This is a genomic window from Arthrobacter sp. ES3-54 (assembly GCF_029504395.1).
GTDB lineage: Bacteria > Actinomycetota > Actinomycetes > Actinomycetales > Micrococcaceae > Arthrobacter.
This window is the reverse complement of the sequence record NZ_JAQFIF010000023.1, coordinates 18,440-42,454: the sequence shown is the minus strand read 5'-3', so window position 1 is coordinate 42,454 and position 24,015 is coordinate 18,440. Positions and strand designations below refer to the sequence as shown.

Annotated in this window: 23 protein-coding genes; 8 read left to right on the top strand and 15 right to left on the bottom strand. The window is 67.7% G+C overall.

The features are described from left to right. Positions 1 to 184: 184 nt before the first annotated feature. From M2428_RS21295 to M2428_RS21270, 6 genes are all read right to left on the bottom strand, one after another. Positions 185 to 1,210, bottom strand: a complete 1,026-nt coding sequence (locus tag M2428_RS21295; protein ID WP_277527968.1) for a sugar kinase — start codon at positions 1,208 to 1,210, stop codon at positions 185 to 187. After that, positions 1,207 to 1,878 (bottom strand): bifunctional 4-hydroxy-2-oxoglutarate aldolase/2-dehydro-3-deoxy-phosphogluconate aldolase, encoded by a 672-nt coding sequence (locus M2428_RS21290; protein WP_277527967.1) that lies wholly within the window; start codon positions 1,876 to 1,878, stop codon positions 1,207 to 1,209. Before M2428_RS21290 ends, M2428_RS21295 begins: the two co-directional genes overlap by 4 nt. A 53-nt stretch (positions 1,879 to 1,931) precedes the next feature. Then, on the bottom strand, positions 1,932 to 3,080 hold the full coding sequence (gene dgoD / locus M2428_RS21285) for a galactonate dehydratase (protein ID WP_277527966.1): 1,149 nt from the start codon (positions 3,078 to 3,080) through the stop codon (positions 1,932 to 1,934). Between the two features lie 7 nt (positions 3,081 to 3,087). After that, positions 3,088 to 3,981 carry a carbohydrate ABC transporter permease gene (locus M2428_RS21280; protein WP_277527965.1) on the bottom strand — a complete coding sequence of 298 codons (894 nt, stop codon included), beginning with the start codon at positions 3,979 to 3,981 and terminating at the stop codon, positions 3,088 to 3,090. Then, positions 3,978 to 4,931, bottom strand: coding sequence for a sugar ABC transporter permease (locus M2428_RS21275; protein WP_277527964.1), 954 nt, complete (start codon positions 4,929 to 4,931; stop codon positions 3,978 to 3,980). The genes M2428_RS21280 and M2428_RS21275 overlap by 4 nt, the downstream gene beginning before the upstream one ends. Positions 4,932 to 5,057: 126 nt before the next feature. Continuing rightward, on the bottom strand, positions 5,058 to 6,353 hold the full coding sequence (locus tag M2428_RS21270) for a sugar ABC transporter substrate-binding protein (protein WP_277527963.1): 1,296 nt from the start codon (positions 6,351 to 6,353) through the stop codon (positions 5,058 to 5,060). Between the two features lie 139 nt (positions 6,354 to 6,492). On the opposite strand from M2428_RS21270, the gene M2428_RS21265 reads away from it, so the two are divergent. Beyond that, positions 6,493 to 7,242: an FCD domain-containing protein gene (locus M2428_RS21265; RefSeq protein WP_277527962.1), complete on the top strand. Its 750-nt coding sequence runs from the start codon at positions 6,493 to 6,495 to the stop codon at positions 7,240 to 7,242. Between the two features lie 7 nt (positions 7,243 to 7,249). On the opposite strand, the gene M2428_RS21260 is transcribed toward M2428_RS21265, so the two are convergent. Further along, positions 7,250 to 8,281 carry an aldo/keto reductase gene (locus tag M2428_RS21260; RefSeq protein ID WP_277527961.1) on the bottom strand — a complete coding sequence of 344 codons (1,032 nt, stop codon included), beginning with the start codon at positions 8,279 to 8,281 and terminating at the stop codon, positions 7,250 to 7,252. A 20-nt stretch (positions 8,282 to 8,301) separates the two neighbouring features. Next, on the bottom strand, positions 8,302 to 9,174 hold the full coding sequence (locus tag M2428_RS21255; RefSeq protein WP_277527960.1) for an NAD(P)-dependent oxidoreductase: 873 nt from the start codon (positions 9,172 to 9,174) through the stop codon (positions 8,302 to 8,304). A 292-nt stretch (positions 9,175 to 9,466) separates the two neighbouring features. On the opposite strand from M2428_RS21255, the gene M2428_RS21250 reads away from it, so the two are divergent. Beyond that, positions 9,467 to 10,126 (top strand): SRPBCC family protein, encoded by a 660-nt coding sequence (locus M2428_RS21250; protein ID WP_277527959.1) that lies wholly within the window; start codon positions 9,467 to 9,469, stop codon positions 10,124 to 10,126. Positions 10,127 to 10,210: 84 nt separating this feature from the next. Here M2428_RS21250 and M2428_RS21245 read toward each other — a convergent pair whose 3' ends face one another. Beyond that, a complete protein-coding gene (locus tag M2428_RS21245; RefSeq protein ID WP_277527958.1) occupies positions 10,211 to 11,575 on the bottom strand; it encodes a phosphoribosyltransferase in 1,365 nt (454 codons plus the stop codon). 357 nt (positions 11,576 to 11,932) lie between these two features. Between M2428_RS21245 and M2428_RS21240 the strand changes: the two genes are divergently transcribed. Continuing rightward, entirely contained in the window at positions 11,933 to 12,667 is a 735-nt protein-coding gene (locus tag M2428_RS21240) for a GAF and ANTAR domain-containing protein (protein WP_277527957.1), read from the top strand. A gap of 24 nt (positions 12,668 to 12,691) precedes the next feature. Here the strand turns inward: M2428_RS21240 and M2428_RS21235 are convergent, their stop codons facing one another. The 4 genes from M2428_RS21235 to M2428_RS21220 all read right to left on the bottom strand — a co-directional run bounded on the left by M2428_RS21235 (position 12,692) and on the right by M2428_RS21220 (position 15,196). Then, entirely contained in the window at positions 12,692 to 13,480 is a 789-nt protein-coding gene (locus tag M2428_RS21235; protein WP_277527956.1) for an alpha/beta hydrolase, read from the bottom strand. A 190-nt stretch (positions 13,481 to 13,670) separates the two neighbouring features. Then, positions 13,671 to 13,880 carry a hypothetical protein gene (locus M2428_RS21230; protein ID WP_277527955.1) on the bottom strand — a complete coding sequence of 70 codons (210 nt, stop codon included), beginning with the start codon at positions 13,878 to 13,880 and terminating at the stop codon, positions 13,671 to 13,673. Between the two features lie 105 nt (positions 13,881 to 13,985). Next, a complete protein-coding gene (locus M2428_RS21225; RefSeq protein ID WP_277527954.1) occupies positions 13,986 to 14,399 on the bottom strand; it encodes a VOC family protein in 414 nt (137 codons plus the stop codon). Positions 14,400 to 14,629: 230 nt separating this feature from the next. Next, positions 14,630 to 15,196 carry a type 1 glutamine amidotransferase domain-containing protein gene (locus M2428_RS21220; RefSeq protein WP_277527953.1) on the bottom strand — a complete coding sequence of 189 codons (567 nt, stop codon included), beginning with the start codon at positions 15,194 to 15,196 and terminating at the stop codon, positions 14,630 to 14,632. Between the two features lie 175 nt (positions 15,197 to 15,371). On the opposite strand from M2428_RS21220, the gene M2428_RS21215 reads away from it, so the two are divergent. The 5 genes from M2428_RS21215 (at position 15,372) to M2428_RS21195 (ending at position 21,848) form a co-directional block, all read left to right on the top strand. Then, positions 15,372 to 17,246 carry a Na+/H+ antiporter gene (locus M2428_RS21215; RefSeq protein WP_277527952.1) on the top strand — a complete coding sequence of 625 codons (1,875 nt, stop codon included), beginning with the start codon at positions 15,372 to 15,374 and terminating at the stop codon, positions 17,244 to 17,246. Positions 17,247 to 17,429: 183 nt separating this feature from the next. After that, complete coding sequence (locus M2428_RS21210; protein WP_277527951.1) at positions 17,430 to 17,672, top strand: DUF2630 family protein; 243 nt, start codon at positions 17,430 to 17,432, stop codon at positions 17,670 to 17,672. Positions 17,673 to 17,704: 32 nt separating this feature from the next. Then, positions 17,705 to 18,718, top strand: a complete 1,014-nt coding sequence (locus M2428_RS21205; protein WP_277527950.1) for a CapA family protein — start codon at positions 17,705 to 17,707, stop codon at positions 18,716 to 18,718. A 180-nt stretch (positions 18,719 to 18,898) separates the two neighbouring features. Beyond that, positions 18,899 to 20,281, top strand: coding sequence for an ammonium transporter (locus M2428_RS21200; RefSeq protein ID WP_277527949.1), 1,383 nt, complete (start codon positions 18,899 to 18,901; stop codon positions 20,279 to 20,281). A gap of 121 nt (positions 20,282 to 20,402) precedes the next feature. Next, positions 20,403 to 21,848 (top strand): S8 family serine peptidase, encoded by a 1,446-nt coding sequence (locus M2428_RS21195; protein ID WP_277527948.1) that lies wholly within the window; start codon positions 20,403 to 20,405, stop codon positions 21,846 to 21,848. 125 nt (positions 21,849 to 21,973) lie between these two features. Here the strand turns inward: M2428_RS21195 and M2428_RS21190 are convergent, their stop codons facing one another. Continuing rightward, the gene (locus M2428_RS21190) at positions 21,974 to 22,654 is read right to left on the bottom strand and encodes a response regulator transcription factor (RefSeq protein WP_277527947.1); all 681 of its coding nucleotides are present in this window, start codon (positions 22,652 to 22,654) and stop codon (positions 21,974 to 21,976) included. After that, positions 22,647 to 23,975 carry a histidine kinase gene (locus M2428_RS21185; RefSeq protein ID WP_277527946.1) on the bottom strand — a complete coding sequence of 443 codons (1,329 nt, stop codon included), beginning with the start codon at positions 23,973 to 23,975 and terminating at the stop codon, positions 22,647 to 22,649. Before M2428_RS21185 ends, M2428_RS21190 begins: the two co-directional genes overlap by 8 nt. Positions 23,976 to 24,015: the final 40 nt, after the last annotated feature.

Below are 24,015 nucleotides of genomic sequence, written 5' to 3'. Positions count from 1 at the left end.
CGCAGGGTCACGAAGTTCCGGGAGGGGCTGGTCACAAAGACTTCAGCGGCAATGATTTTCACAACAGGTCCTTTTCTGGTCTTTCGGGGTGTCTTGCCCGATGAATGGGCGGCGGCGCTGATGGCTTCCCGGGGCGGCCCGGGTCAGCGGCGAGTCAGCGCTGCGTGGTTCCGCCCGAGGCGGGTCAGCGCTGCGTGGTTCCGCCCGGGGTGCTCCCGAGCAGCGCCAGCTCCGCGCGGCCCGGCAGGCCTTCCCAGTCCCCGGCGGTGCTGACTGCAAAGGCTCCCGTCAGGGCGCCGCGCTGCAGGCGGCCGGCAACGTCGGCGCCGTCGAGCAGGGCCGAAAGGTAACCGGCGGTGAAGGCGTCCCCGGCCCCCACAGTATCGATGCTGGTCACCGGCACGGCGGGTGCCTCCCAGCATCCGTCGGCGGTGTGGACGCCGGCTCCGGCGGCGCCGCGCTTGACCACGACTTCCCGGACCCCGCGGTCCAGCAGTTCGGCGGCCATAGCCGTTTCGCCGGCGTCGGCACCGGCGTCGCGGTCCCTTGTTCCGGCCGGGACCGCCCCGACCGCCGCCGCGACCAGCCCGAGCTCGTCGTCGGAGGCGATCACGATGCTGGCGTGCCGGGCAAGCGGTGTGAGCACAGCGCGGGCCTCCTCCCGGGACCAGAGCTTGCTGCGGTAATTAACGTCAAGGGAGACTTCCATGCCTTCGGCGGCCGCGCGCTCGGCCGCGTACTCCACCGCCTTTCTGGCGTCCGGGCTGAGGGCGGCGGTGATGCCGGTCAGGTGCAGGATCCGGGCACCGGCGCTCAAGGCATGGTCCAGGTCCTCCCGGCCGAGGGTGGATCCGGCGGAACCGGCGCGGTAGTAGAAGGCCCGGGTGACATCCGCCGTGCGTTGTTCGAGGAACATCACCCCGGTGTTCCGTGCGGCGTCAATCCGGTGCCGCAGTCCGATCCCCTCGGCGCGCAGCTGCCGCAGGATGTACTCGCCATGCGGGTCGGCGCCGACCACCCCGGCCCAGGTGACGCTGTGCCCGAGCCGGGCAACCCCGACGGCCACGTTCGATTCCGCCCCGGCCACGTGCATGCCCAGGGTGCCGCCGGCGGACAGCGGGCCGGTGGACCGCAGCGAGACCATGGACTCGCCAAAGGTCAGCAGGTCAACGGCCTGCGGCGCGAAAGCGCTGTGGACGGCGGCCGTCACCGCAGGCTCTCCGCGCGCGGACGGCCGAATTCGGTGGCCAGGGCCACGAAACCGCGGGCCCGTTCCCGCATCGGGGCGAGGTCGCCGCCGGAGCCGGCGTCGCCGAACAGCGGTCCGCCAAGCCCGACGGCGATCGCGCCGGCTTCCCAGTAGCCCGCTGCTTCATCCAGCCCGACGCCGCCGACGGCGACGAACGGGATCCCGGGGAAGGGATCGCGGAGCGCCTTGAGGTACCCCGGTCCGCCGATCGATGCGGGGAAGAGCTTGACCGCGGTGGCGCCCCGGTTCATGGCTTCATAGGCCTCGCTGGGGGTCAGCGCACCTGCCAGCACGGGCAGTCCTAGCCGGGCTGATTCGGCGATCGACTCTGCCAGCGACGGGGTCACCATGAACTGGCCGCCCGCCTCGGCAACCCGGTGAACGTCCTGGGCGGTCAGCACGGTTCCGGCCCCGACGAAGCAGTCCGCCGGGGCGGCCGCGCGGACCTCGCGGATCGCCTCCAGGGCCCCCGGTGTGGTGAGCGCAATCTCGACGTACCGGAAGCCCTCCTCCATCGCCGCGAGGGCTGCCTTCGCGGCGGCTGCCCCGTCCGTGCCGCGCACAATTGCCACCAGCCGGGTCGCCCGGATACCGGCCAGCAGTGATTCGGGCGTCAGGGTGTTCTTCATGTCAGGCTTCTCCTTCGTCGGGGCGAACAGGACCGGGCTCGGCACGGGGGCGTTCACCACTCGGCGAAAGCGCCGTCGGGATGCCGCCAGACAGGACCGCGCCAGGCGTGCCCGCGCTTGTCCGCGGCACGGACCACGGCCTCATCGATCTCGATGCCCAGGCCCGGGCCGGTGAGCCGTTCGATGTGTCCGTCCACGAACTTCAGCGGGGACTTGTCCACCACGTAGTCCAGGACTTCGGCGCTCTGGTTGTAGTGGATGCCGATGCTTTGTTCCTGGATCAGGAAGTTGGGTGTCGCGAAGCCCACCTGCAGGCAGGCGGCCAGGGCCAGCGGGCCCAGCGGGCAGTGCGGGGCGAGCTGGACCTCGTAGATTTCGGCGAGCGAGGCGATCTTGCGGACCTCGGTGATGCCGCCGGCGTGGGAGAGGTCCGGCTGGGCCACGGCAATGCCGGCCTGCAGCGCGGGCAGGAATTCCTGCCGGCTGTACAGCCGCTCGCCGGTGGAGACCGGCGTCGTGGTGGAGGAGGTGAACTCGCGCAGCAGGTGGGTGTTTTCCGGGACCACCGGTTCTTCGAGGAAGAAGGGCCGGTACGGCTCCAGCAGCGGCGCCACCCGGCGGGCGTTGGCGAGGCTGAAGCGGCCGTGGAAGTCCACGGCCACGTCACGGTGGTCGCCGAGGACCTCACGGGCAGCGGCCACCCGGCGGACGACGCCGTCGAGCTCGGCCACCGAGGCGATGGGGCTCATCCGGCCGCTGGCGTTCATCTTGATGGCCGTGAGCCCGACCTCCAGCTGTGCGCTGATCTGGTCAGCCACCTCGTTGGGCTCATCCCCGCCCACCCAGCCGTACATCCGGATCCGGTCCCGGACGTGGCCACCGAGAAGCTGGTGCACGGGGGTGTTGAAGTGCTTGCCGGCGATGTCCCAGAGGGCCTGGTCCAGGCCGGACACGGCGCTGGCCAGGATGGGCCCGCCGCGGTAGAAGGACCCCTTGGTCATGACCTGCCAGTGGTCCTCGATCCGTAGCGCATCGTTGCCGATGAGCAGCTCGGCGAGCTGGTCGACGGCGGTGCGCACGGTTTCGCTGCGGCCTTCGCAGCTCGCCTCGCCCCAGCCGACGATCCCGCTGTCCGTCTCGATCCGGACGAAGAGCCAGCGCGGCGCGACGAGGAACGTTTCAATCCTGCTGATGAGTGTCATCTGTTGCCTAGCCCTTGGTCGCGCCGGCGGTCATGCCGGAGACGATGTACTTCTGCGTGAAGAGCGCAATGATCATGATCGGGATGGTGACCACGGTGGCGGCCGCCATGAGTCCGCCCCAGTCGATGCTGGCGTAGGAGACGAAATCGAAGATCGCGACCGGCAGGGTCTTGGTCTTGGAGCCGGAGAGCACCAGGGCGAACATGAAGTTGTTCCACGAGAAGATGAAGGACAGGATGCCGGCGGTGGCCATTCCGGCGACGGAGAGCGGCAGGGTGATGCGGCGGAAGGCGCCAATCGGGGTGAGGCCGTCCACCTGGGCCGATTCCTCCAGCTCCAGCGGCAGGGAATCGAAGTAGCTCATCATGATGTACACGATCAGCGGCAGCGCGACGAACATGTGGCTGAGGATCAGGACCTCGAAGCCGCCCACCATCTTCAGGTTGGAGAAAACGTAGTACCAGGGCACCAGCAGGGAGACACCGGGGATGACGCGGGCCATCAGGACCACGAGCGCCGAGCGGTGCATCGTGAACCGGCTCATGGCGTAGGCGGCGGGCACGCCCAGGACTAGCGACAGGGCTGTGGAGACAAAGGCCACCCAGAAGCTGTTGAAGATGAAGACGAAGTAGTTGTTCCGCTGCAGCACATTGGCGTAGTTCTCGAACGTGGGGGTGAAGAAGAACGACTTGCCGGTGTCGTAGATGTCCACGTTGGTCTTGAGGGAGGCCAGCAGCATCCAGAACAGCGGGGCGATCAGGAACAGCACCACGGCCACCAGTGCGGCGACGCGGAACACCTTGTACGCGCGGGTGCCCAGCGGCTTCCTGGGGCGCGGCGCCGTCTTGGCCGCCTCGGCGGGGGCAGTTTGGGGTTCGGTGTTTTGGGACAGTACGGTCATTTGCTTACCGCTTTCTTGCGCATGGTCAGCAGCCACATGGAGCCGATGATGATCATGAAGAACAGGATCAGCACAGCGGAGGAGAGCCCGTACTGGTTGTAGTCGAAGCTCAGCCCGTAGGCGTAGACGTTCAGCGTCTCCACTTCGTGGAAGGACCCGCCACCTTTGCCCTTGGTGGCGTAGAGGATGTCGAAGGTCTTCAGGGCGTCGATGCCCCGGAGCAGGATGGCGACGATCACGGTCGGCATCATGAGGGGCAGCGTGATGAAGAAGAAGCGCTGGGCGGCGTTGGCGCCGTCCATCCGGGCCGCCTCGTCGGGCTCCTCGGAGAGGGAGGTCAGCCCGGCCAGCAGGATCAGGACCACCATGGGGGTCCACTGCCACACGTCCATGAAGATGGTGGTGCCGAGCGCCGTGTCCTGGCCGGAGAGCCAGGGCTGGGCGGGAATGCCGACCATGCCGAGCAGCTGGTTGACGAAGCCGATGTTGGGGTCGAAGATCAGCCGCCACATCATGCCGACCGCCACGGGGGTGGCGACGAGCGGAAGCAGGATGGCCACGCGGACCCACTTTTCGCCGCGGAACGGGCGCCACAGCAGCAGCGCGATGCACATGCCGAGCACCACCTCGCAGACGAGGGCAACGCCGGTGAAGCTGAGCGTGCGGCCGACGGCGGGCCAGAAGCGTTCGACGTCGGACAGGACTGTGAGGTAGTTCTGCAGGCCGACAAACTCGGAGGCAGCCCTTACCGAGCCCTGCGAATCGGTCAGGCTCAGGTACAGGGTCCAGGCCAGGGGGAAGACGATCAGGACGCCGACAAAGATCATGGCGGGGGCGGCGAACAGCCACTTGCGGTGCCGGTTGGCCCAGCCCGAGAAGTTCTCGCGTGCGCTGGGTGGGCGGGCGGCCTTCCGGGATGGCGCGCTGCGGGGAGGGGTCAATACAGACATGGTTCACCTAAGGAGTTGGGGGTGAAGTGAAGAGCTGGCCGCGGCGGGACGGCGGCGGACTGCCGTCCCGCCGGGCTGGATGGTGCATCACGCGGGTAGTGCGGCAGGCGCGTAGCGCCGGCCGCGCTACTTCTTTTCGGTGTCCAGGAACTTCTGGAAGGCGTCGTGAGCCGTGTCGGCTGCGGCGGAACCGTCAGAGCCGGTGATGGTGGCGACGATCGGGCCGCCCACGATTTCGCGGGCCTTGCCTACGGTGAGAACCTCGGGACGGTCGTGTCCGACGCCGTTCTTGGCGCTGGCGGTGATGGCCTCGGCGAGGTCCTTCGGGTAGGTGGAGGTTCCGGCCGGGTCAGCCCAGACTGAGGCGCGCGGTCCGGGGACGCCGGCCTTCTGTGCTTCGAGGGTGCGTTCCTTGCTGGTGGCCCACTGGATGAACTTCCAGGCGTTGTCCTGGTTGCTTGATGCCTGGTTGATGGCGAGGCCCCAGGACGGGATGTTGTACGGCTTGGAACCTGCGGGGCCGGCGGGCAGTGCGGCGAAGCCGACGGTGTCGGCGACCTTGGACTTGGCCGGGTCGGTGGCGTTCTTGTAGAGCGAGTCGGCCTCGGTGTAGAAGGCAGCCTTGCCCTGCGTGAAGATTGCCATCGCCTCGGGCCAGCTCATGTCCGTGCTGACGTTGGCGGGGCCGTAGTTCTTGATCAGGCCGCCGTAGAACGCATAGGCCTTCTTCGCGGCGTCGGAGTTGACGGCGGACTTGCCGCTGGCGTCGGTGAAGTCGCCGCCGAAGCAGTACAGGAAGCTGGAGAACTGGGTGACGGCGGCGGACTTGCCGGTGCGGGCCACGAAGCCGGCCGTGTCCGGGGAGGAAGCCTTGATGGCCTTGGCCGCGGCCTCGAGCTCGTCCATGGTCTTGGGAACCGCCAGGCCGGCGGCCTTCAGCAGGTCCTTGCGGTAGTACAGGACTTCGCGCTCGGTGATGATCGGGACGCCGACCACCTTGCCGTCGGCGGTGGTGGCCTTGACGGGGCCCTCCTGGTAGTCCTTCCAGTCCCACGTGGCGTCCGAGGAAACCTTGGACGTCAGGTCCGCGAGGTAGCCGTTCTTCGCGAACGCCTTGCCTTCCTGGAGCGGGCGGTACATCATCACGTCGATCTCGTCGCTGCCGGCGTTGAGCTTGACGTTGTACTGGTCCGAGAGCTGGTCCTCGCCCAGTTGGGTCAGTTCGACCTTGAGTCCGCTGGACTTCTCGAATTCCGGAATGGCCGCTTTGATGCCTTCGGTCCAGACATGGTTCGCGAGGGTGACCCGGACGGTGCCGGAGGTCTTGGCATCGGTGCTGCCGCTGGCGCCGCCGCAGGCCGTCAGCCCCAGGGACAGGACCGCGGCGACTGCCGCGTACTTCGCAATTGAACGTCGCTTCATTACGACTTCCTTTGGTTTTCAGGGCTGGCGAGAACGTCCAGCCGGCTGCAAATGCATCTTTACATCTGCTCTGGAAGCGATCATAGAGAAATAAAGCAGACTTAAACAAGACCCTTGCATCCACCCGTATGATTTATTTATGAAAACTCCAAAGGCGGAGCCAACTTCTGACCTGCATTCCGTGCTGGTCCAGAACCTCGGGCTGGCCATCGCCGAAGGGACGCTGGCGCCACACTCGATCCTGCGCCTGGACGAGCTTGAGGCCAAGCACAACGTCTCCCGCTCCGTGGTGCGCGAAGCCACCCGCGTGCTGTCCTCTAAGGGGATGCTGGAGTCGCGGCGGCGGCTGGGCACGGTGGTGCAGCCGGAGGAATCGTGGAACGCGTACGACCCCCAAGTGATCCGCTGGCGGCTCGCGTCCTCAAAGCGGCTGGAGCAATTGCAGGCCCTGAACGAGCTCCGCGGAGCAATCGAACCGCAGGCTGCCCGCCTCGCCGCCGAGAGGGCATCCTGGGATGCCGGCAGCGATCTCGTCTCCCTGGCCGCACGGCTGTGGGCGTCCGGCCAGCGCGGGGACCAGGACGAGTTCCTCCGGCTCGACATCGACTTCCACGCGGCGGTGCTCCGGGCCTCCGGCAACGCCATGTTTACGCAGCTGCACAACCTGGTCACCGAGGTGCTGACGGGGCGCACCGAGCACGGCCTCATGCCGCACTTGCCACACCACGAGGCCCTGCAGCTGCATGTGGATGTGGCCAGCGCCATTCAGCGCGGCGAGGCGGACGCCGCACACGCCGCCATGAGCAGGATCGTGGAACAGTCCACCGAGGAAATGGGCGACATCTGGTCCAGCTATCACGCCGGCTCCCCCGCCTCCCCGGAGACCTAACGCTTGGTCAGCGGCCGCCCTCGAGCTTCCGGCTGCGCTGCTCCTGGGCCATGGGCCCGTACGGATAGACGCCGACGCGCGGCCGGCCGGCCTCGGTCAGCCGCTCCGTCTCGCCCGCAGTGAGCCGGAGATCCGCTGCCGCGAGATTGTCCGCCAGCTGCGCGGTGGTGCGGGCGCCTAGGATCACCGAGGTGACCGCCGGCCGGTCCGCCAGCCACGCCAGCGCCACCTGGGCCGCGCTTACGCCGTGGCGCCCGGCGGTTTCCTCTACCTCGGCCATCACGTCCCAGGTGCGGGGATCGGCGTTGCGGGCCTCCCAGGCCTCCATTCCCCGCTTCGGATTTTCGCCGAGCCGGGTGGCCCCGGCGGGCGGCTGGTCGCGCTTGTACTTGCCGGAGAGCCACCCGCCACCCAGCGGCGACCATGGCAGCAGCCCGATCCCGGCGTCCAGCGAGGCCGGGACGATTTCCGACTCGATGTCCCGGACCAGGAGGCTGTACTGCGGCTGCAGCGTCACCGGCGCACTCCAGCCATGGGCCTTCGCCACATGGACGGCTTTGGTCAACTGCCAGCCCAGGAAGTTGGAGAAGCCGTAGTAGGCGATCTTGCCGCTGGTGACGGCGTCGTGCAGGAACCGGAGGCTCTCCTCAAGGGGGGTGATCGGATCCCACGCGTGCAGCTGGTAGAGATCGATCTGTTCCACGCCCAGCCGGCGCAGCGAGTCATCCAGCGCCCGGACCAGGTGCCGGCGGGAGGTTCCGACGTCGTTGGGTGCCTGGCCCATCGGGAAGCGGCCCTTCGTGGCCACGACCGCCCGGTCCCGGACGTCCGGCCGGTCCGCCAGCCACCGGCCGATGATTTCCTCCGACACCCCCGAGCTGTAGACGTCGGCGGTGTCGACGAAGTTGCCGCCAGCCGCGAAGTAGTCATCCAGGATGGCGCGGGACTGCTCCTCGGTGGCCTCGGCGCCAAAAGTCATGGTCCCCAGCGCGTAGTTGGAGACGACGGCGCCGCTGGTGCCCAGAGTGCGGTATTGCATGGAACTCCTCGAGTTGGGGGTCAGTCTTCCGTGGGGGTGGTGCGCAGCGAGTGGTACGTCCGCCAGGTGTGCTCAGGCGCGTAGCCCAGCAGCCGCTTGGCCTTGTCGATCGACAGCATGGTCTCGTGCTCGCCCAGATCCTTGACCACTTTCACGTTCGGGAACACCTCGGCGGCGAGGCTGGCGCTGGAGCGGCTCATCACGGTGTCCTCGTTGGCGATGATGAAGGCCTCGAAGCCGGGTTTACCGTGCTCCAGGGCACGGGCCACGGCCTGCGCGCCGTCCCGGCCGTCAATGTAGCCCCAGAGATTCCACTTGCGCATCCTCGCGTCGTGGTCGAAGGAGGGGAACGCCTCATAGTCCTCCGGGTCCATCACGTTGGAGAACCTCAGGCCGGTGATGCTCAGGTCCGGGTCCCATCGGGTCAGCTGGACGGCCATCTGCTCCTCAAGATGTTTGACCAGCGAGTACGTGCTTTCCGGCCTGGCCGCGTAGTCCTCGTCCACCGGGATGTAGGGAGGGTCGACGTCGAACGGCAGCCCGAGCACGGTCTCACTGGACGCGTAAACGATCTTCTTGATCCCGGCCCGGCGTGCGGCCTGGAACACGTTGTAGGTGGACTGCATATTGTTCTCGAACGTGGCGGCATCAGGGGCATGGCCCGGCGCGGGAATCGCGGCCAGGTGCACCACCGCGTCAAAGCCGGCATGGCGGTCTTCGAGGCCAAGGAACACATCCACCACTTGGCCGTAGTTGCGCAGGTCCACTTCCGTGAACCCGGGGCTGCGGGCGCCCGTCCGGTCCAGGTTGGTCACCTCGTGCCCGTCATCGCTGAGCCGACGCACGACGCTTCGGCCCAGCTTTCCGCTTCCTCCGGTAACAGCAACTCTCATCAGGAACTCCTCGGGTGGCAGGCGTTGCGGACCGTCATGGTCCGGCGCGTGGTCCGGAACTTGCTCCGGTGCCGGCGGTCACCGTTCCACCCTAAGCGGAGGCCGCCACGGTGCCCAGCCCCGCGTGACTTTCGGCCCTAGGCAGTCCCCGGGCCGGGCGGCAGGCTGGGGCCATGAACCGTGACCAGCCCGTTGTCGTGCCCGCGGACGCACATCGGGTCCACCGGACCACCGAATGAACCACCCAGGACCCCCGCCGGAAAGGCGGCCGCTGACGCGTGCTCCCGGTCGGTTGCGCGGACCGCTCGCGGCGCTGGCTGCGGCATCGGCCGGCGCCGCCTACGTGCTGGCGGTCCGGCCACGGCTCCTGCACTGGGGGGCGACCACCCAGGAAGCCGCCGGACCGCTCGCCGGGGACGAGATCGTGCCCGCCCCGCGCCTGCAAAGCACCCGCGCAGTGACAATTGCGGCCCCGGTCTCAGAGGTCTGGCCCTGGCTTGTCCAGTTGGGCGCCGGGCGCGGCGGCTTTTACTCCTATGACTGGTTCGAAAAAACCACGGGTCTAGGCCTCAGGAGTGCGGACAGGATTCTCCCGGAACTGCAGCGTCTGGAGGTTGGCGACATCGTTCCGCTCTCCCCCGACGGCGGCCTGCCGGTCAGGCTTCTCGAGTCCGGGGCCGTACTGGGGCTGGGCGGATCCATCGACCTGCGCACGGGGAAGATGTCACCGGCCGGCGTCCGTCCTACCGGGCGCCGGCTGGACATCGGCTGGACGTTCGTGTTGCGGCCTGCGGGTCCCCAGGCCACCAGGCTCCTGTCCCGCACCCGGTATGACTACTCGCCTTTGGTTGAGGGGCTGGCCCTGCGCACGTTGCTGGAACCCATGCAGTTCCTGATGGAGCGGCGGATGCTCCTGGGGATCCGGTCCAGGGCAGAGGGACGCCGGAGCTAGCGTCCGCGGCATTCGTGTCCCCGGTCCTCCTGCGTTTCACGCGGTTCGTCGGGGGTCGGGCGCCCAGCTGCCCATTGCCGCCCCTCAGACCCCCGCAGCCCGCGGACTGGCACCGTTCGGGGCCATCAGGTAGTCGACAAACCAGTCCCGCGCCAGGATGGCCGCCGCCGCGAGGGTGCCAGGTTCTTCAAACAAGTGCGTCGCCCCTTGCACGATGGCGAGCTGGTTGGGGCAGCGCATCATCGCCTTGGCTCGGCGGTTGAGCTCCAGGACCTCGTGGTCCAAGCTCCCCACAATCAGGAGCGTGGGCGCTGTCACGGCGGACAACCGCGGGCCGGCGAGATCCGGGCGGCCGCCGCGGGACACGACAGCCGAGATCCGCGCCGACGGCTCCGATGCCGCCCACAGCGCGGCCCCTGCGCCCGTGCTCGCACCGAAGTAACCCACAGCGCAAGCGGCCGTGTCTGCCCGGGTGGAAAGCCAGTCCGTGGCTGAGGACAGCCTGCGGGCCAGGAGCTCAATGTCAAAGACGTTGGCGCGGCTGCGTTCCTCCGCGGTGGTCAGCAGGTCCAGCAGCAGCGTACCCAGGCCAGCCTGCTGCAGGAGACCGGCCACGTAGCGGTTCCGGGGGCTGTGGCGGCCGCTGCCGCTGCCATGGGCGAACAGCACCACGGCCCGGGCCGGCACCGGAAGGTGGAGCTGCGCCTGGATCCGCACCGCGCGGGACGGGATCTCTACTTCCTCGTCGACGTCGGCGGCGCTGTCGGCGCGGGCCGCCGCCGAAGCCCAGAAGGGCGGCGGCTTGGTCTCGACGCGTTTGGCCGCAAGATCGAGCAGGCGCAGCACCTCGTCGTCGTCAGTCGGCGAGAAGTCCCGGTAGTGGTATCCGACGGCGGTGAACTGGCGCGGCGTCGCCAGGCAGACCACTTCGTCCGGTTCGCTCAGGTTGGCGAGGGTTTCCGCGGGGGCAACGGGAACGGCCAGAATCACGCGTGCCGCGCCCTGTTTGCGGGCGACCTGGCAGGCTACGCGGGCGGTGGAGCCAGTGGCAATCCCGTCGTCGACGATCACCGCGATGCGTCCGGTCAGGTCATGCCGGGTCCGGCCCTTCCGGAACAGGACGAGCCGGGTTTCCAACACGGCACGTTCGTGCTCTTCAACGGCCCGCAGTTCGGCGCCGCCGACCCGTGAATGGGCAAGGACCTGCTCGTCCAGGACCTTGGCACCGCCTTCACCGATCGCCCCCATGGCGAGCTCGGGCTGGTAGGGAAGCCCGAGTTTCCGCACCACAATCACGTCCAGGGGAGCATCCAGGGCGGCGGCGACTTCGAAGGCTACCGGCACGCCGCCGCGCGGCAGGCCCAGGACCACAATGTCCTGGCCACGCAATTCCGCCAGACGTCGGCCGAGCTGCCTTCCGGCGTCGACCCTGTCTTCAAAAATGCTCATGGGATATGGCTTTCAAGTCGAAACGTGGACCATCGGCCATCAGTCGTGTGCTGCTGCTGAAACTGGTGCGCTCCGGCGGGTTCCCCCAAACCCGAAATGGACCCGGTGGCCGCTGCATCCAACTATCCGCCCGCGGCCGAAGCCCTGTGAGGGCCTTTATGCCCGGTTTTTGGGCCTGAGTGCCGACCCGGCCCGCAGGCTGCCGAGCAGCGGTTCGGATGTATATACTCTCTCGGTACGGTTTTGCAGCGAGCCGTTGGATTGTTCTTCGATCCGGCCGCTGCCGTATCCGCTCCTTGCCGCGGTGGGAAGCACAGCCGGGTCGTCTTGACCTGAGTGAAACGGCACAACAGACAAGTGGTCATCGAGTCAACCGCAAATTCAATAAACCAGCAGCTGCATGAACTGGTACTCAGCAGCTCGGACGTCGAGGACTTCCTGGGCGGGCTCGCTCGGGTGTCCGCGCGCAGCCTGTCCGAGCCCGGGGACGAGATCCTGTGCGGCATCACGCTCCTGCGGCAACGGAAGGCGGCCACCGTCGCCAGCAGCAGCCCCGCCGCGCAAGCCATGGACGAAATCCAGTACACCTTCGGCGACGGCCCGTGCATGACGGCTTCCCGGGAACAGGAAACCGTCCACGTTGAGGACCTGGATCTCGATGGTCGCTGGCCGCAGTACGCCGCGACGGTGCGCGGACACGGCTTCCGGTCCATCCTGGCACTGCCGTTCGTGCTCGAAGGCGAAACCCGGGCCGCCTTGAACCTGTACTCGCACCGTCCGGGCCGGTTCGATGATCGTGCCACGGAACTGGCCCGTGATTTCGTCCACCAGACATCCATGGCCCTGCGGCTCGCGGTCCGGTTCGCGCACAGCAGCGATACGGCCGCCGACCTCAAGGCCACCCTGGAAACGCGGACCGTGATCGACGTCGCCGTCGGCATCATCATGGCGCAGAACCGCTGCAGCCAGGTCGAGGCGTTCGAGCTCCTGAAATCGGCATCAAGCGCCCGGAACATCAAGCTCCACGTCGTCGCGTCCGGGGTGGTTGAGTCACTCGGCCAGGGCCCCACCCGGACCCACTTTGAGGTCTAGCCGGCGCTGGCGCAGCCTGAGCGGTCACGCCGGGTGTCCCGGCAGCGGCTCGCCCGCCGCCGCGCCAAGGCCGGCGAACGCCAGAATCCCGTCCCGGACTTCGAGGGCCCGGTTGTGCTGGACCACATGCCCGGTTCCCTGCACCTGTTGCAGCTGCCCCCGGCGGGCGAGCCCGGCCAGCCGGCGGCTCCAGTCCGCATCCGCGACGGGGTCGTTGGCGCCGCGCACCACAAGCACCGGCGCGCTGACACCGGTGATCTTCTGCTCCATGGGGTACTCCATCATGAGCCGCAGGTTCTTGAGGTACCAGACGGGACCGCAACGCAGGTAGTCGGTGAAAACCAAGGCGTTCGAGGAGGGGCTTTCGTGCAACAGGCAGTCGCGGCCCAGCGCCAGGGCCTGCTGCACCACGGTGGCGCGCTCGGGGTCCACCACGGGACCCATGAGAACCAAATTCGAGATCCGTCCAGGCGCCTGGAGGGCCGCCTCCGTGGCGAACTGTGTTCCCATCGAGTGCCCCACGAGCACGAATTCCGGAACGTCAAGCTGTTCCATGGCACCGAGGATGTAGCGGGCGTGGGCGGCAATGGAGAGCGTGTTCGCGGGCCTGGGCGTGGCGCCGAAACCCGGCAGGTCAATGGAGTAGGTCTCCATCGACCCGGCCAGGAGCTGGTGCAGCCTGCTCAGGTAGCGGTGTGACGCGCCGATTCCATGGATGAGCACGACGGCGGGCCCAGACGCGGGCGCGGAGCCGCCGGCCCTTTCACGCGAGGCGAAGACGTGGCCGGCGTGGCCCGCCACCGAAATCTCCAAGCGGACGGGTTCCCTCATGCTGTGCGTGACGGCGGCACGCAGCACGGGTACGGCAGGGACCGCGTGGCAGCAGCCGGGGTCATGGAGGGCTCGTTTCTTTGCAGAGTGGTCGGCCCAGTCTAGTAAGCCTGCTGGCTAGATCCCGGACGCCGTGCGGAGCAACCGACCCACCCGGGATGATTCCGGCGGATCAGGTGTCCCGCTTGTCCCGCTCTTCAAACTCCTCATCGAGGTCGTAGTGCCGGAATTCGGTCTCCGGATTCGGCTCCCCCTCCACCACGTACTCATAGTCCAGTTGGCGCTGGACTTGGCTGTCGAGGACCTGAAGATCCTTGTCGGCGACTTTGGCGAGGTCTTCGGGGAATTCGTCTTCCGGACTGAGGTGCAGCTTCTCGGTCATTTCATGCCTCTCTGCGCCAGGAGTTCGGACTCGAGCCTGCACTGTCCTGGCTGCATTCAGGATAGCCGTATCTGGCGCGGGTCGGGACGCCGGCGCCGGCCCTTCCTAGGCGGGCTCGGAACCGACGTTCACCAGCCAGTCCACGCCGAACCTGTCCTTGCACATGCCGAAGATGTCGCCCCAGGGCGCCTTTTCGAGTGGCATCGCGATGGTGCCGCTCTCGGCCAGCTTGTCGAAGTAGCCGCGAAGCTCGGCTTCGTCGGACCCACTGAGGGACACGGAAAAGTTGTTGCCAGGGGTGTAGTCCATGCTGTTGGGCGTGTCTGCTCCCATGAGCACCATGCCGCCGTCGGTCCTCAGCTGGGCATGCATGATCTTCTCCTGCTCCGCAGGGTCTTGGCTGGCATGGTATTCGGCGAAGGTACTCATGGTCAGTTCCCCGCCAAACACCGACTGGTAGAACGTCATGGCGTCCTTGGCGTTATCGCGGAAACCGAGGTAGGGATTGAGCGTGGTCATGTCCGAAACTCCTTGCTGCTTGGGGCGGCTGCTGGGGCGTCGGCCTGGACGGCAACGACGACGGTGCACGTTACACGGCATATCCTGCCGCAAAACCGCCAGCGTGGGTAGGTACCTGGCAAACAGGGCAGCAGAAGATCAAAGCAGCGGGACACACAAAGCAGAAGATCCCAGCCGGAAGCGTCCGACGGTGGCCTGCGCCGCCGTCGGACACTGCAGCGGGAAGGCGGCTAGGCGGTCTGGCCCGCGTGTTCGCCCTCGGCTATTTCCTCAACGAGTTTGGCGTTGAAGGCCGGGAGGTCGCGGGGGCTGCGGCTGGTCACCAGGCCCTGGTCCACCACCACTTGCTCGTCGGTCCAGTTCGCGCCGGCGTTCTTGAGGTCCGTCTGGAGCGTGTGATAGGAGGTCACGTTCCTGCCGCTGACCACACCGGCATCGATCAGCAGCCACGGACCGTGGCAGATGGAGGCGACGGGCTTGTGCTGCTCGAAGAAGGCCCGGGTGAACGCCTGGGCGTCCTTGTCGACGCGGAGGTGATCGGCGTTGACGACGCCGCCGGGAATGACCAGGGCGTGGAAGTCGGCGGCGTCGGCCTCGGCCGCGGTGAGCTCGACGGCAAACGTTTCGCCTTTTTCAGTGCCGTTAAAGCCCTGCAGCTTACCGCTCTTCGGCGAGACCAGGGTGGGCACGCCGCCGGCTTCCTTCACGGCATTCCACGGGCTGGTCAGTTCCACTTGCTCCACACCATCCGTGAGCAGGAACGCCACTTTCTTGCCCGAAATATTGTGCTCTGACATGTGTCCTCCTCGTGCCTGGGCGCGGGCCGGGCAGCATTCGTCCGTGCCCGGCGCCAGCGCAGAATCTCACTTGGCTAGCATTTTCAACTCTAGGAACCTGCCAAGTCACAAGCAAGCTGATGATGTGATGGAGGAATCCCTCCGGCACCGGGCGTGAAGCTGAGAGAATGGGCCAATGGAAGTCGCTCTCGGGCTGCTGGCCCTCGTCGCCATTGTCTGCGCCTGCAGCGCGTTGGGCCACAAGATCAACGTCTCCGTCCCTCTTCTGCTGGTGCTGGCCGGCGTGGTGGGTTCGTTCCTCCCGTTTGTCCCCACCGTCGAGCTGAACCCCGAACTCGTCCTGGTCGGGCTGTTGCCGCCGCTGCTCTACGCAGCCGCGCTACAAACCTCGCTGTTCGATTTCCGTTCCAACCGCCGCTCCATCGGCCTGCTTTCGGTGGGTTACGTCATCTTTGGTACCGTCGGCGTCGGGCTAGTGGTCGCCTGGATGTTCCCAGAGATCCCGCTTGCGGCGGCCATGGCCCTGGGCGCCGTCGTCGCACCGCCGGACGCCGTCGCTGCGACCGCCATTGCGCGAAAGGTGGGCATGCCCCGCCGGATTGTCAGCATTCTGGAGGGCGAATCGCTGGTCAACGACGCCACGGCGCTGGTCTGCCTGCGGGCCGCCATCGCCGGAATCGCCGGAACCGTTTCCGCGGCGGAGATCGCCGGCGGCTTCGTCCTTGCGGCCGGCGGGGGTCTCGCGGTGGGCATCGCCGCGGCCTTCGTGCTCACCGCGCTCCGCAAACGGATCCGCAACGTGTCCATCAACACCTCCATTTCCCTGATCGCCCCGCTCGTGGCCTACCTCCCGGCGGAAGCGATCCACGCTTCGGGCGTACTGGCCGTCGTCGTCACCGGGCTGATCATGGGAACCAAGGCGCCGTCCATGCCGAACGGGGCCGCCCGGCTGAGCCAGCGCAGCAACTGGCAGACGGTCCAGTTCCTGCTGGAGAACTCTGTGTTCCTCCTCATTGGGCTGCAGGTCCGGACCATCATCGAGGGCGTTCGGGATGACACGCTGGGGCCGGAACGGATCTGGCTCGGCTGCGCCGCGGTGCTGCTGGCCGTGCTGGTCCTGCGCCCGGTCTGGGTCTTCCCCGCCACGTATTTGCCGCGACTCATTCCCGCGGTCGGCCGCAAGGATCCCGCGCCGCACTGGCAAGTTCCGGTGATCGTCTCCTGGGCCGGCATGCGCGGCGTGGTGACTCTTGCCGCCGTCCTGGTCCTGCCGGCAGGGCTGGAGCACCGGTCCGTCCTGATCCTGATGGCCCTCGTGGTGGTGGCCGGCACGCTGACCCTGCAGGGCCTGACACTCCCGGCCCTGGTCCGGCGGCTGCACCTTAGGGGACCGGACGCGCGCGAGGACGCGCTCAACGAGGCATCGCTGATGCAGATGGCGACGGCGGCGGGCGTGCAGCGGCTCCAGGAACTGCGCTCGGACGCCGACCCGCCGGAAGTCGTGGCGATGTTGAAACGGCGAACGCAGGAGCGCGGGCTGGCCGCATGGGAGCGGCTGGGACGGCCGTCCGCGGAAGCCACCACCCCCAGCCAGCGCTACGCCCAGCTCCGGCTGGCGATGCTGGACGCCGAGCGCGCCAAGGTCCTCGAGCTGCGGCGCGGCGGCGGGTACGCGCACGAGGTCCTGCTCAACGTCCTTGACCGCCTCGATGTCGAAGAGTCCATGCTGGACGCCGCGCTGGAAGAACCCGACGCGGACGCCGGCAGCGGAGGCGAGGGAATTGCCCGGCCCCTCGGGGTGTGCGAGCACTTGGAGTCCGCCCCGGAGACGGCGGTCCCGCCCGGGCCGTTCTGTGCCGCGTGCATACGGGAAGGGACGACGACGGTTCACCTGCGGATGTGCCTGCAGTGCGGGAACGTGGCCTGCTGCGATTCCTCCCCGGGAACCCATGCCTACAAGCACTTCCAGCTCAGCGGCCACGCTGTCATGCGCAGCGTCGAGCCGGGCGAGGACTGGCGCTGGTGCTACCCGGACGAGCTCCTCGGCTAGGGCTCCGGCTCCGCACCTGTCGCCGTGCCGCGTGCTGTGACTGGGTGCCGTGACTGCGTGCCGGGCCCTGTTCAGGGCCCCTTCCCCTCCGTAGGCTGGAAAGGGATCTGCTGAAATGGGACGTGCTGGAAGGGACCCGCCAAGAGAAGGGGACCCGCCGCCGTCGGACGAAAAGAGGACACCGTGGACAACCAAGACATCCTGGAGCGCATCAAAGCCCTGGTGGAGGAAGAACACGGCCTCCGCGAAGGCTCGCAGGCCGCCGGGGCCGGAGCCCCGGACATTCTCAGGCTGCAGCAGGTGGAAGAACAGCTGGATCAGTGCTGGGACCTGCTCCGCCAGCGGCGCGCCAAGAAGGACTACGGCGAGAACCCCGACGAGGCGGAGGTGCGGCCGGTCAGCGAGGTCGAGGGCTACCAGAGCTAGCCCCCGGCCATGACCTGACGGGCCGGCAGGCCATGCAGATTGCGCTGCTGGGAGACGTCATGCTGGGCCGCCTGGTGAACCAGCACCTGGCCACGGTTCGGCCTGCCTATCCGTGGGGCGACACGCTGGAGCTACTGCGGCAGGCGGACGTCCGCATCGCCAACCTCGAGTGCGTCCTGGCGTCCGGCGGCGAGCCCGAGCCCGGCAAGGTCTTCCACTTCCGCTCGGACCCGAAGAACGTGGCCAGCCTCCTCGCCGCCGGGATCGACGTCGTCTCGCTCGCCAACAACCACGTCTTGGATTTTGGCCAGGACGCGTTCCGGGAGATGTTGCCGGCCCTGGACGGCCGCGGCATCCTGCATGCCGGCGCCGGCCCGGACCTGGACGCCGCCCGCCGGCCGGCAGTGCGGCGCGTGGACGGCGCCGCCGTCGGATTCATTGCCTTCACGGACAACGAGCCCGGCTGGGAGGCCGGCGCCGCGACTCCCGGGGTCTACTACGTTCCGGTGGACGACGGCGGCCGACGCCGCGGCGGGGCAGGATCGGACGGCCGATTAGACGGGCTATTGGCCCTGGTCAGGAGGACGAAGGCCCGCGTCCAGTTCCTCATCGTGTCAGCCCATTGGGGCGGCAATTGGGGCCACGACGCCCCGGCCCGGCATCAGGACCTCGCCCGGGACCTCATCGACGCCGGAGCCGACCTCGTGTTCGGCCACTCGCCGCACATTTTCCGCGGCGTCGGGAGCCACCGGAACCGCCCCATCATCTACAGCGCCGGGGACTTCATTGACGACTATGCGGTGGACCCCGTCGAGCGCAATGACCAGTCATTCGTGTTCATGCTCGACACTGACGGCAACTCACCACGCACGCTTCGGCTGTACCCCACGATCATCGCCGGATTTCAGGCCCGGCTGGCCCGGGGGTCGGCGCCCGATATCGCCGCCCGCATGCAGCGGCTGAGCAGCCACCTGGGCACACTGAGCACCTGGAACGCATCCGGCCGCTGCCTGGAGATTCCACTCGACAAACCGGCGCGCGGATGAGGCCCCGTTTACATTCCTGAAACATGCCGGTCACGCGAACTTCACGCCGCCGCGATTCCCGTAACGTGCCCGCAACTTTTCGCCTCATTGCCGGAAACACGGCTCCGGGAGGATTAAGTCCGGACCGGGGGGCCGGCGGCGACGTGTCCCGGTACGGAAGACTGACGAGAAGGGACCCCGGTGGAACTCACTGCTGGAAGCGTCTGGATGATTATTTCGGCGGCGCTCGTTCTGCTGATGACCCCGGCACTGGGCCTCTTTTACGGCGGCATGACCCGGGCCAAGGCCTCGCTCAACATGATGATGATGAGCTTCGTCTCCATCGGGATTGTCGGCGTGGTGTGGGTCCTCTGGGGCTACTCGATGAGCACCGGGCAGGGCGTCCTCGGCGTGTTCGGCAACCCGTTCGCCAGCTTCGGCCTGAGCGGCCTCATCGGTTCGCCCGACTTGATCAAGGCCGGCTACAGCGCCACGTTTGCCATCCTCACCGTGGCCCTCATCAGCGGCGCCATCGCGGACCGGGCTAAATTCACTTCCTGGGCCCTGTTCGTTCCCATCTGGATCACCCTCGTGTACTGCCCGTTGGCCTTCATGGTCTGGGGAGGTGGCCTCATGAGTGCCGGCGGTGCCGTGAGTGCCGTCTTTGGCCAGGTCATCGACTTCGCCGGCGGCACCGTGGTGGAAATCGCGTCCGGAACCGCGGCCCTGGTTTTGGTCCTGATCCTGGGCAACCGGCACGGCTTCGGCAAGGACCCCAGCCACCGCCCCCACAACATCCCCTTCATCATGCTCGGCGCGGGCATCCTGTGGTTCGGCTGGTTCGGCTTCAACGCCGGCGCCGCCACCACCGTGGAGCAGGCGGGCCTGATCTGGGTGAACACCCTGGCCGCCCCCGCCGCGGCCATGATCAGCTGGCTGGTCGTGGAGAAGATCCGCCACGGCCACCACACCTCCCTGGGCGCCGCGTCCGGCGCCGTTGCCGGCCTGGTGGCGATCACGCCGTCGTGCGCCAACATCAGCCCCCTCGCCGCGCTGGGCCTGGGCTTCGTGGCCGGTGCGGCCTGCGTGGTGTTCGTGGACCTGAAGTTCAAATTTGGCTTTGATGACTCGCTCGACGTCGTCGGCGTCCACCTCGGCGGCGGCCTCATCGGCACGCTCGCCCTGGGTTTCATTGCCCTGCCGGTGGACGGTGCAGGCGGCGGGCTGTTTTACGGCGGCGGGCTCCACCAGCTCATCGCGCAGACCGTGGCCGTCCTCATCACGGTGGCGGTGTCCGGTCTCGGGACTGCGGTGATCGGGCTCGCCATCCACAAGACACTCGGGTTCCGGGTCAGCCGCGAGGACGAGCTCGCCGGGGTCGACCGGTCCGAGCACGCAGAGACCGCGTATGCCTTTGCCGAACTCGGTTCCAGCCGGTTCAACCCGTTCGGCCACCACGTCCGCGCTGCGCACGCCGTGCACGCCGCGACGGCAGCGCACGCGGCCGGCCGGGCACCGGGGAACGCATCCGTTTCTGCACCTGCGCCTGCACCTGCGCCTGCAAAGGAAGACAGCCTCGTCTGAGGCAGCGGCCGCACGCCCGGCATAAGTTTTTCCAAAGGGCCCGGGTGTAAGACCCGACCGGAGGCTTAAGATATGGGCGGGGGGCACTCGAATTAGCGAACTCGCTTAATGGGAGGCCACGATGTTCAGCCAAGCCAGCCGCAAGGCATCAGACCCGCAGCTAACATCGGTGGCGCGGGTCCCGCGCAGACACCGGCGCAGCGCCCTGCCCAGACCTGACCGACTCCTGTACCGGCGCGCACTGGCCTCGCTGACAGTCGTTGCGCTGGTCTCCTGCTTCGGCCTCGCGACGGCCGCCCCCTCGTCCGCGGCCCAGAAGGCGCAAAGCTACATCGTGGTGCTCAAGGATGGCGTCGTGAACGCCGGCGCCGCGGCGGCCGCCCAGCAACGCGCCTACGGATTCACGGCCTCCAAGCTCTACAGCAACGCCGTCATGGGCTACTCGGCAACCATGACGGCATCCCAGGCGCAGCGCCTCCAGGCCGACCCGAACGTTGACTTCGTCACCGCGGGCCGAACATTCCAGCAACCGCGGGATCTTGGGTCCGCGGCCACCCAGGAGACCCCCTTCTGGCGGAAGCGGATCGCCGGAACCGACTCAGACGTACGGAAGGCCCTCGACCGGGGGCCGGCCAGGATCAATGTCAACGTTGCTGTGATCGACAGCGGCATTGATGCGACCCACCCGGACCTGAACGTCAAGGGCGGCGTGGACTGCCAGTCTGGCTCGCCCGTGGACGTTACCCCCGTTGACGTTCTGGGGCACGGGACATTTGTCGCAGGCGTAATCGGCGCCCGGAACAACCGCCAAGGCGTCATCGGCACCGCCCCGGGCACCCCGTTGTGGTCCGTCCGGGTGGTTGACGACAACGGCCTGATCTCCGAGCAGAGCCTGATCTGCGCCATTGACTGGGTGACCTCGACGCACAAGGACGAGAACGAGGACAACGACATCGCCGTGGCCAACATCAGCATCGCCGGCGGCGCCTCTGACACGCCCAACTGCGGCAAGGGCACGGACCCGATGCACTACGCCATCTGCCGTTCTGTCCGGGCCGGCGTCACCTACGCTGTCGCGGCCGGCAACGAGGGCATGGACTTCGCCAACACAGTGCCGGCCACGTACGACCAGGTGCTGACCGCCACCGCCATGGGCGACTTCGACGGAAAGGCCGGCGGCGACGCCGCCCCGACCTGCGGCCCGGACGACTTTTCGAAGTACGGGCAAAAGGATGACCAACCGGCATTCTTCTCCAACTTCGCCACCACGAGCGACGACAAGGCCCACACGGTTTCCGGACCCGGAATGTGCATGCTCTCCACCTGGCCCGGCGGCTACAACGTAAGCAACGGCACCAGCTTCGCCAGCCCGGCCGTGGCAGGGTCCGTGGCCCTGTGCATCAGCCAGAACGAATGCACGGGTTCAGCCGAGCAGGTCATGGCAGATTACCTGCACGCGACGAAGTCGTACACGAAGCGGCACAACGAATACGGTTTCGACGGCGATCCTGTCCACCCGATCTCGTCGCACTACTACGGCTATCTGACGCAGACGACGAGCTTCTGACAGAACGGGCATGAGGCCGCTGGCCGCGAACCTCGGCCGGCGGTCTCAGCCGCTTGTCTCAGCCGCCGGACCTCAGCCTCGCATCTCAGTGGGGGTCTGAGCCTGCGCGTCTCAGTTGCCGGGCCTCAGCCCAGGAGCCGGCGTTCATAGGCGAAGGCCACCAGCTGAAGCCTGGTGCCGAGCCCCAGCTTGCCCAGCACGCTCCTGAGGTGCGTCTTGACGGTCGCCTCGGAAACGAACAGGCTTCCGGCTATCTCACCGTTGGCCAGCCCCTTGGCCGCGAGCAGGAAGACGTCCCGTTCCCGGGCCGAGAGCACTTCCAGCACGGACAGGTCCGGTCCCCCGGCCGGCACGGTCCGGGCGGCATGCTGGAACAGATCCTGGACTGATCCGGGCGCAATCACGGAGTACCCCGAGTACACGGTCCGGATCGCGGCGAGCAGGAACTCCGGTTCGGCGCTCTTGAGCAGGTAGCCGCTGGCCCCGGCGTGCACGGCGTCGACCACCGCCTGGTCCCGGTTGAAGGTGGTCAGTGCGATGATCTTCGGCGCTCCGGTGCCCGCGGCTTCCGCCTGCTGCACAATCCGCCGTGTGGCGCCGACGCCGTCCAGGACCGGCATGCGCAGGTCCATGAGCATCACGTCGGGGCAACGTTCGACGGCGAATGCCGCTGCCTGCGCGCCGTCGCCGGCTTCCCAGGACATCGCCATGTCCGGCTGGCTTTCCACCAGCATCCGGATTCCCGCACGGAACAACGCCTGGTCATCGACGATCGCCACTGTAATGGCCGCCCCGGCATCAGCCACGGTGGTCGGCTTCCTCCGGCGACACGTCCGCGCCTACCGCAGGACCTCCCGCGGGAACCAGGGCTGGCTCCGCGCTGGTGACGGCGGCGTCGGCAATCACTGTGCCGTAGGGGATAAAGACGGTCACCCGGTACTGCTCGCCGTCGGGACCGGCCGTCATCCAGCCCCCTGCGAGGTGGGCGCGTTCCCGCATCCCGGCGAGACCGCGGCCCACCCGCGTTTCGGCGGCGCGGTCCGGGTTGTCCGACGCGGCCGGGATCCCGGATGCCACATGCAGGGTCACCCCGGGGCCGCTCCAGTCCAGGTGCAGCCGCACTGCGGTGCCGCGGCCGCCGTGTTTCAGGGCGTTGGTGAGGCATTCCTGGATGATCCTAAAGACCGCCAGTTGCTGCCCGGCAGAGAGCCCTGCGGGCGCACCGGACTCGCTCTGTTCGATGGCGAGGCTGTCCTGCATGCGCGCAACAAGCGGCCCGACGTCGCTGAGCCGGGGCTGCGGGGTGACCGCGCCGTCGTCGTGCACTCCTTCGATGACGCGCTGCGCGTCCACCAGGGCGCTCCGGGCCGACGTCGCGATGTTTTCCAGGGCGTTCAACACGGCTCTCGGCTGGTCCTTGCTCAGGTAGCGGGTGCCATCCGCCTGTGCCGCGATCACGGCAAGGGAGTGGGCCAGGACATCGTGCAGGTCCCGGCCGATCCGCGTCCGCTCCTGCTCCACGATCAGTTCCACCTCGGCTTCCCGGAGGCTGGTCTGGGCCATGGTCCGGGCCCGGATGAGGCTGCCGCGCTCCTCGTAGAGGGCCAGTGCCAGCCCGACGGCGGCGCAGGCTGCCGCGATCAGCAGCAGCAGCGAAAAGAGCTGCCAGCCGAAGGCCCGAAACGTCCACCGGTCACCCATGTACAGCGGCGGAAACCAACCCACGCCGGCACTGTAGCGCCACGACAGCATGAGGAATGTCATGGCGCAGGCGAAGACAACATTGACGCCGGCCGCAACGAAGCGTGTCCTTCGCCCGGCCGTCCACTGGATGAACGCCAGTGCCACAAACGCCCCGAGGTAGATGGCCCAGTGGTTGGAATACATCGCGGGAATAGCGTACCCGAGCTGACCCGCGAGCAGCCCTGCCGTGAATCCGAGCGACACATAGGGCTTCCAGGCGGCCAGGGCAATGGCTGCTGTCATGATGATCAGCGGCCACGTCCCGGACCAGGTGTGGAGGCCTGGCCCCATTCTGCCCGCCTCGGCCACGCACCACAGCGTGAAAAAGAGAACGGCCGCCGCGGGGGCGCCCCAATGCCGCAAGACTTTCAACAGTGCTTCCATGACTGTCACCCTATCCACGGGGGTGGGCGCTAGCCGGTCA

What these genes read in the sequence shown, in the direction of transcription:
- M2428_RS21290 (WP_277527967.1), bottom strand. Translation starts at nt 1,878, where the DNA reads ATGAAGAACACCCTGACGCCCGAATCACTGCTGGCCGGTATCCGGGCG.
- dgoD (WP_277527966.1), bottom strand. Translation starts at nt 3,080, where the DNA reads ATGACACTCATCAGCAGGATTGAAACGTTCCTCGTCGCGCCGCGCTGG.
- M2428_RS21280 (WP_277527965.1), bottom strand. Translation starts at nt 3,981, where the DNA reads ATGACCGTACTGTCCCAAAACACCGAACCCCAAACTGCCCCCGCCGAG.
- M2428_RS21275 (WP_277527964.1), bottom strand. Translation starts at nt 4,931, where the DNA reads ATGTCTGTATTGACCCCTCCCCGCAGCGCGCCATCCCGGAAGGCCGCC.
- M2428_RS21270 (WP_277527963.1), bottom strand. Translation starts at nt 6,353, where the DNA reads ATGAAGCGACGTTCAATTGCGAAGTACGCGGCAGTCGCCGCGGTCCTG.
- M2428_RS21265 (WP_277527962.1), top strand. Translation starts at nt 6,493, where the DNA reads ATGAAAACTCCAAAGGCGGAGCCAACTTCTGACCTGCATTCCGTGCTG.
- M2428_RS21260 (WP_277527961.1), bottom strand. Translation starts at nt 8,281, where the DNA reads ATGCAATACCGCACTCTGGGCACCAGCGGCGCCGTCGTCTCCAACTAC.
- M2428_RS21255 (WP_277527960.1), bottom strand. Translation starts at nt 9,174, where the DNA reads ATGAGAGTTGCTGTTACCGGAGGAAGCGGAAAGCTGGGCCGAAGCGTC.
- M2428_RS21245 (WP_277527958.1), bottom strand. Translation starts at nt 11,575, where the DNA reads ATGAGCATTTTTGAAGACAGGGTCGACGCCGGAAGGCAGCTCGGCCGA.
- M2428_RS21230 (WP_277527955.1), bottom strand. Translation starts at nt 13,880, where the DNA reads ATGACCGAGAAGCTGCACCTCAGTCCGGAAGACGAATTCCCCGAAGAC.
- M2428_RS21225 (WP_277527954.1), bottom strand. Translation starts at nt 14,399, where the DNA reads ATGACCACGCTCAATCCCTACCTCGGTTTCCGCGATAACGCCAAGGAC.
- M2428_RS21220 (WP_277527953.1), bottom strand. Translation starts at nt 15,196, where the DNA reads ATGTCAGAGCACAATATTTCGGGCAAGAAAGTGGCGTTCCTGCTCACG.
- M2428_RS21215 (WP_277527952.1), top strand. Translation starts at nt 15,372, where the DNA reads ATGGAAGTCGCTCTCGGGCTGCTGGCCCTCGTCGCCATTGTCTGCGCC.
- M2428_RS21205 (WP_277527950.1), top strand. Translation starts at nt 17,705, where the DNA reads ATGCAGATTGCGCTGCTGGGAGACGTCATGCTGGGCCGCCTGGTGAAC.
- M2428_RS21195 (WP_277527948.1), top strand. Translation starts at nt 20,403, where the DNA reads ATGTTCAGCCAAGCCAGCCGCAAGGCATCAGACCCGCAGCTAACATCG.
- M2428_RS21185 (WP_277527946.1), bottom strand. Translation starts at nt 23,975, where the DNA reads ATGGAAGCACTGTTGAAAGTCTTGCGGCATTGGGGCGCCCCCGCGGCG.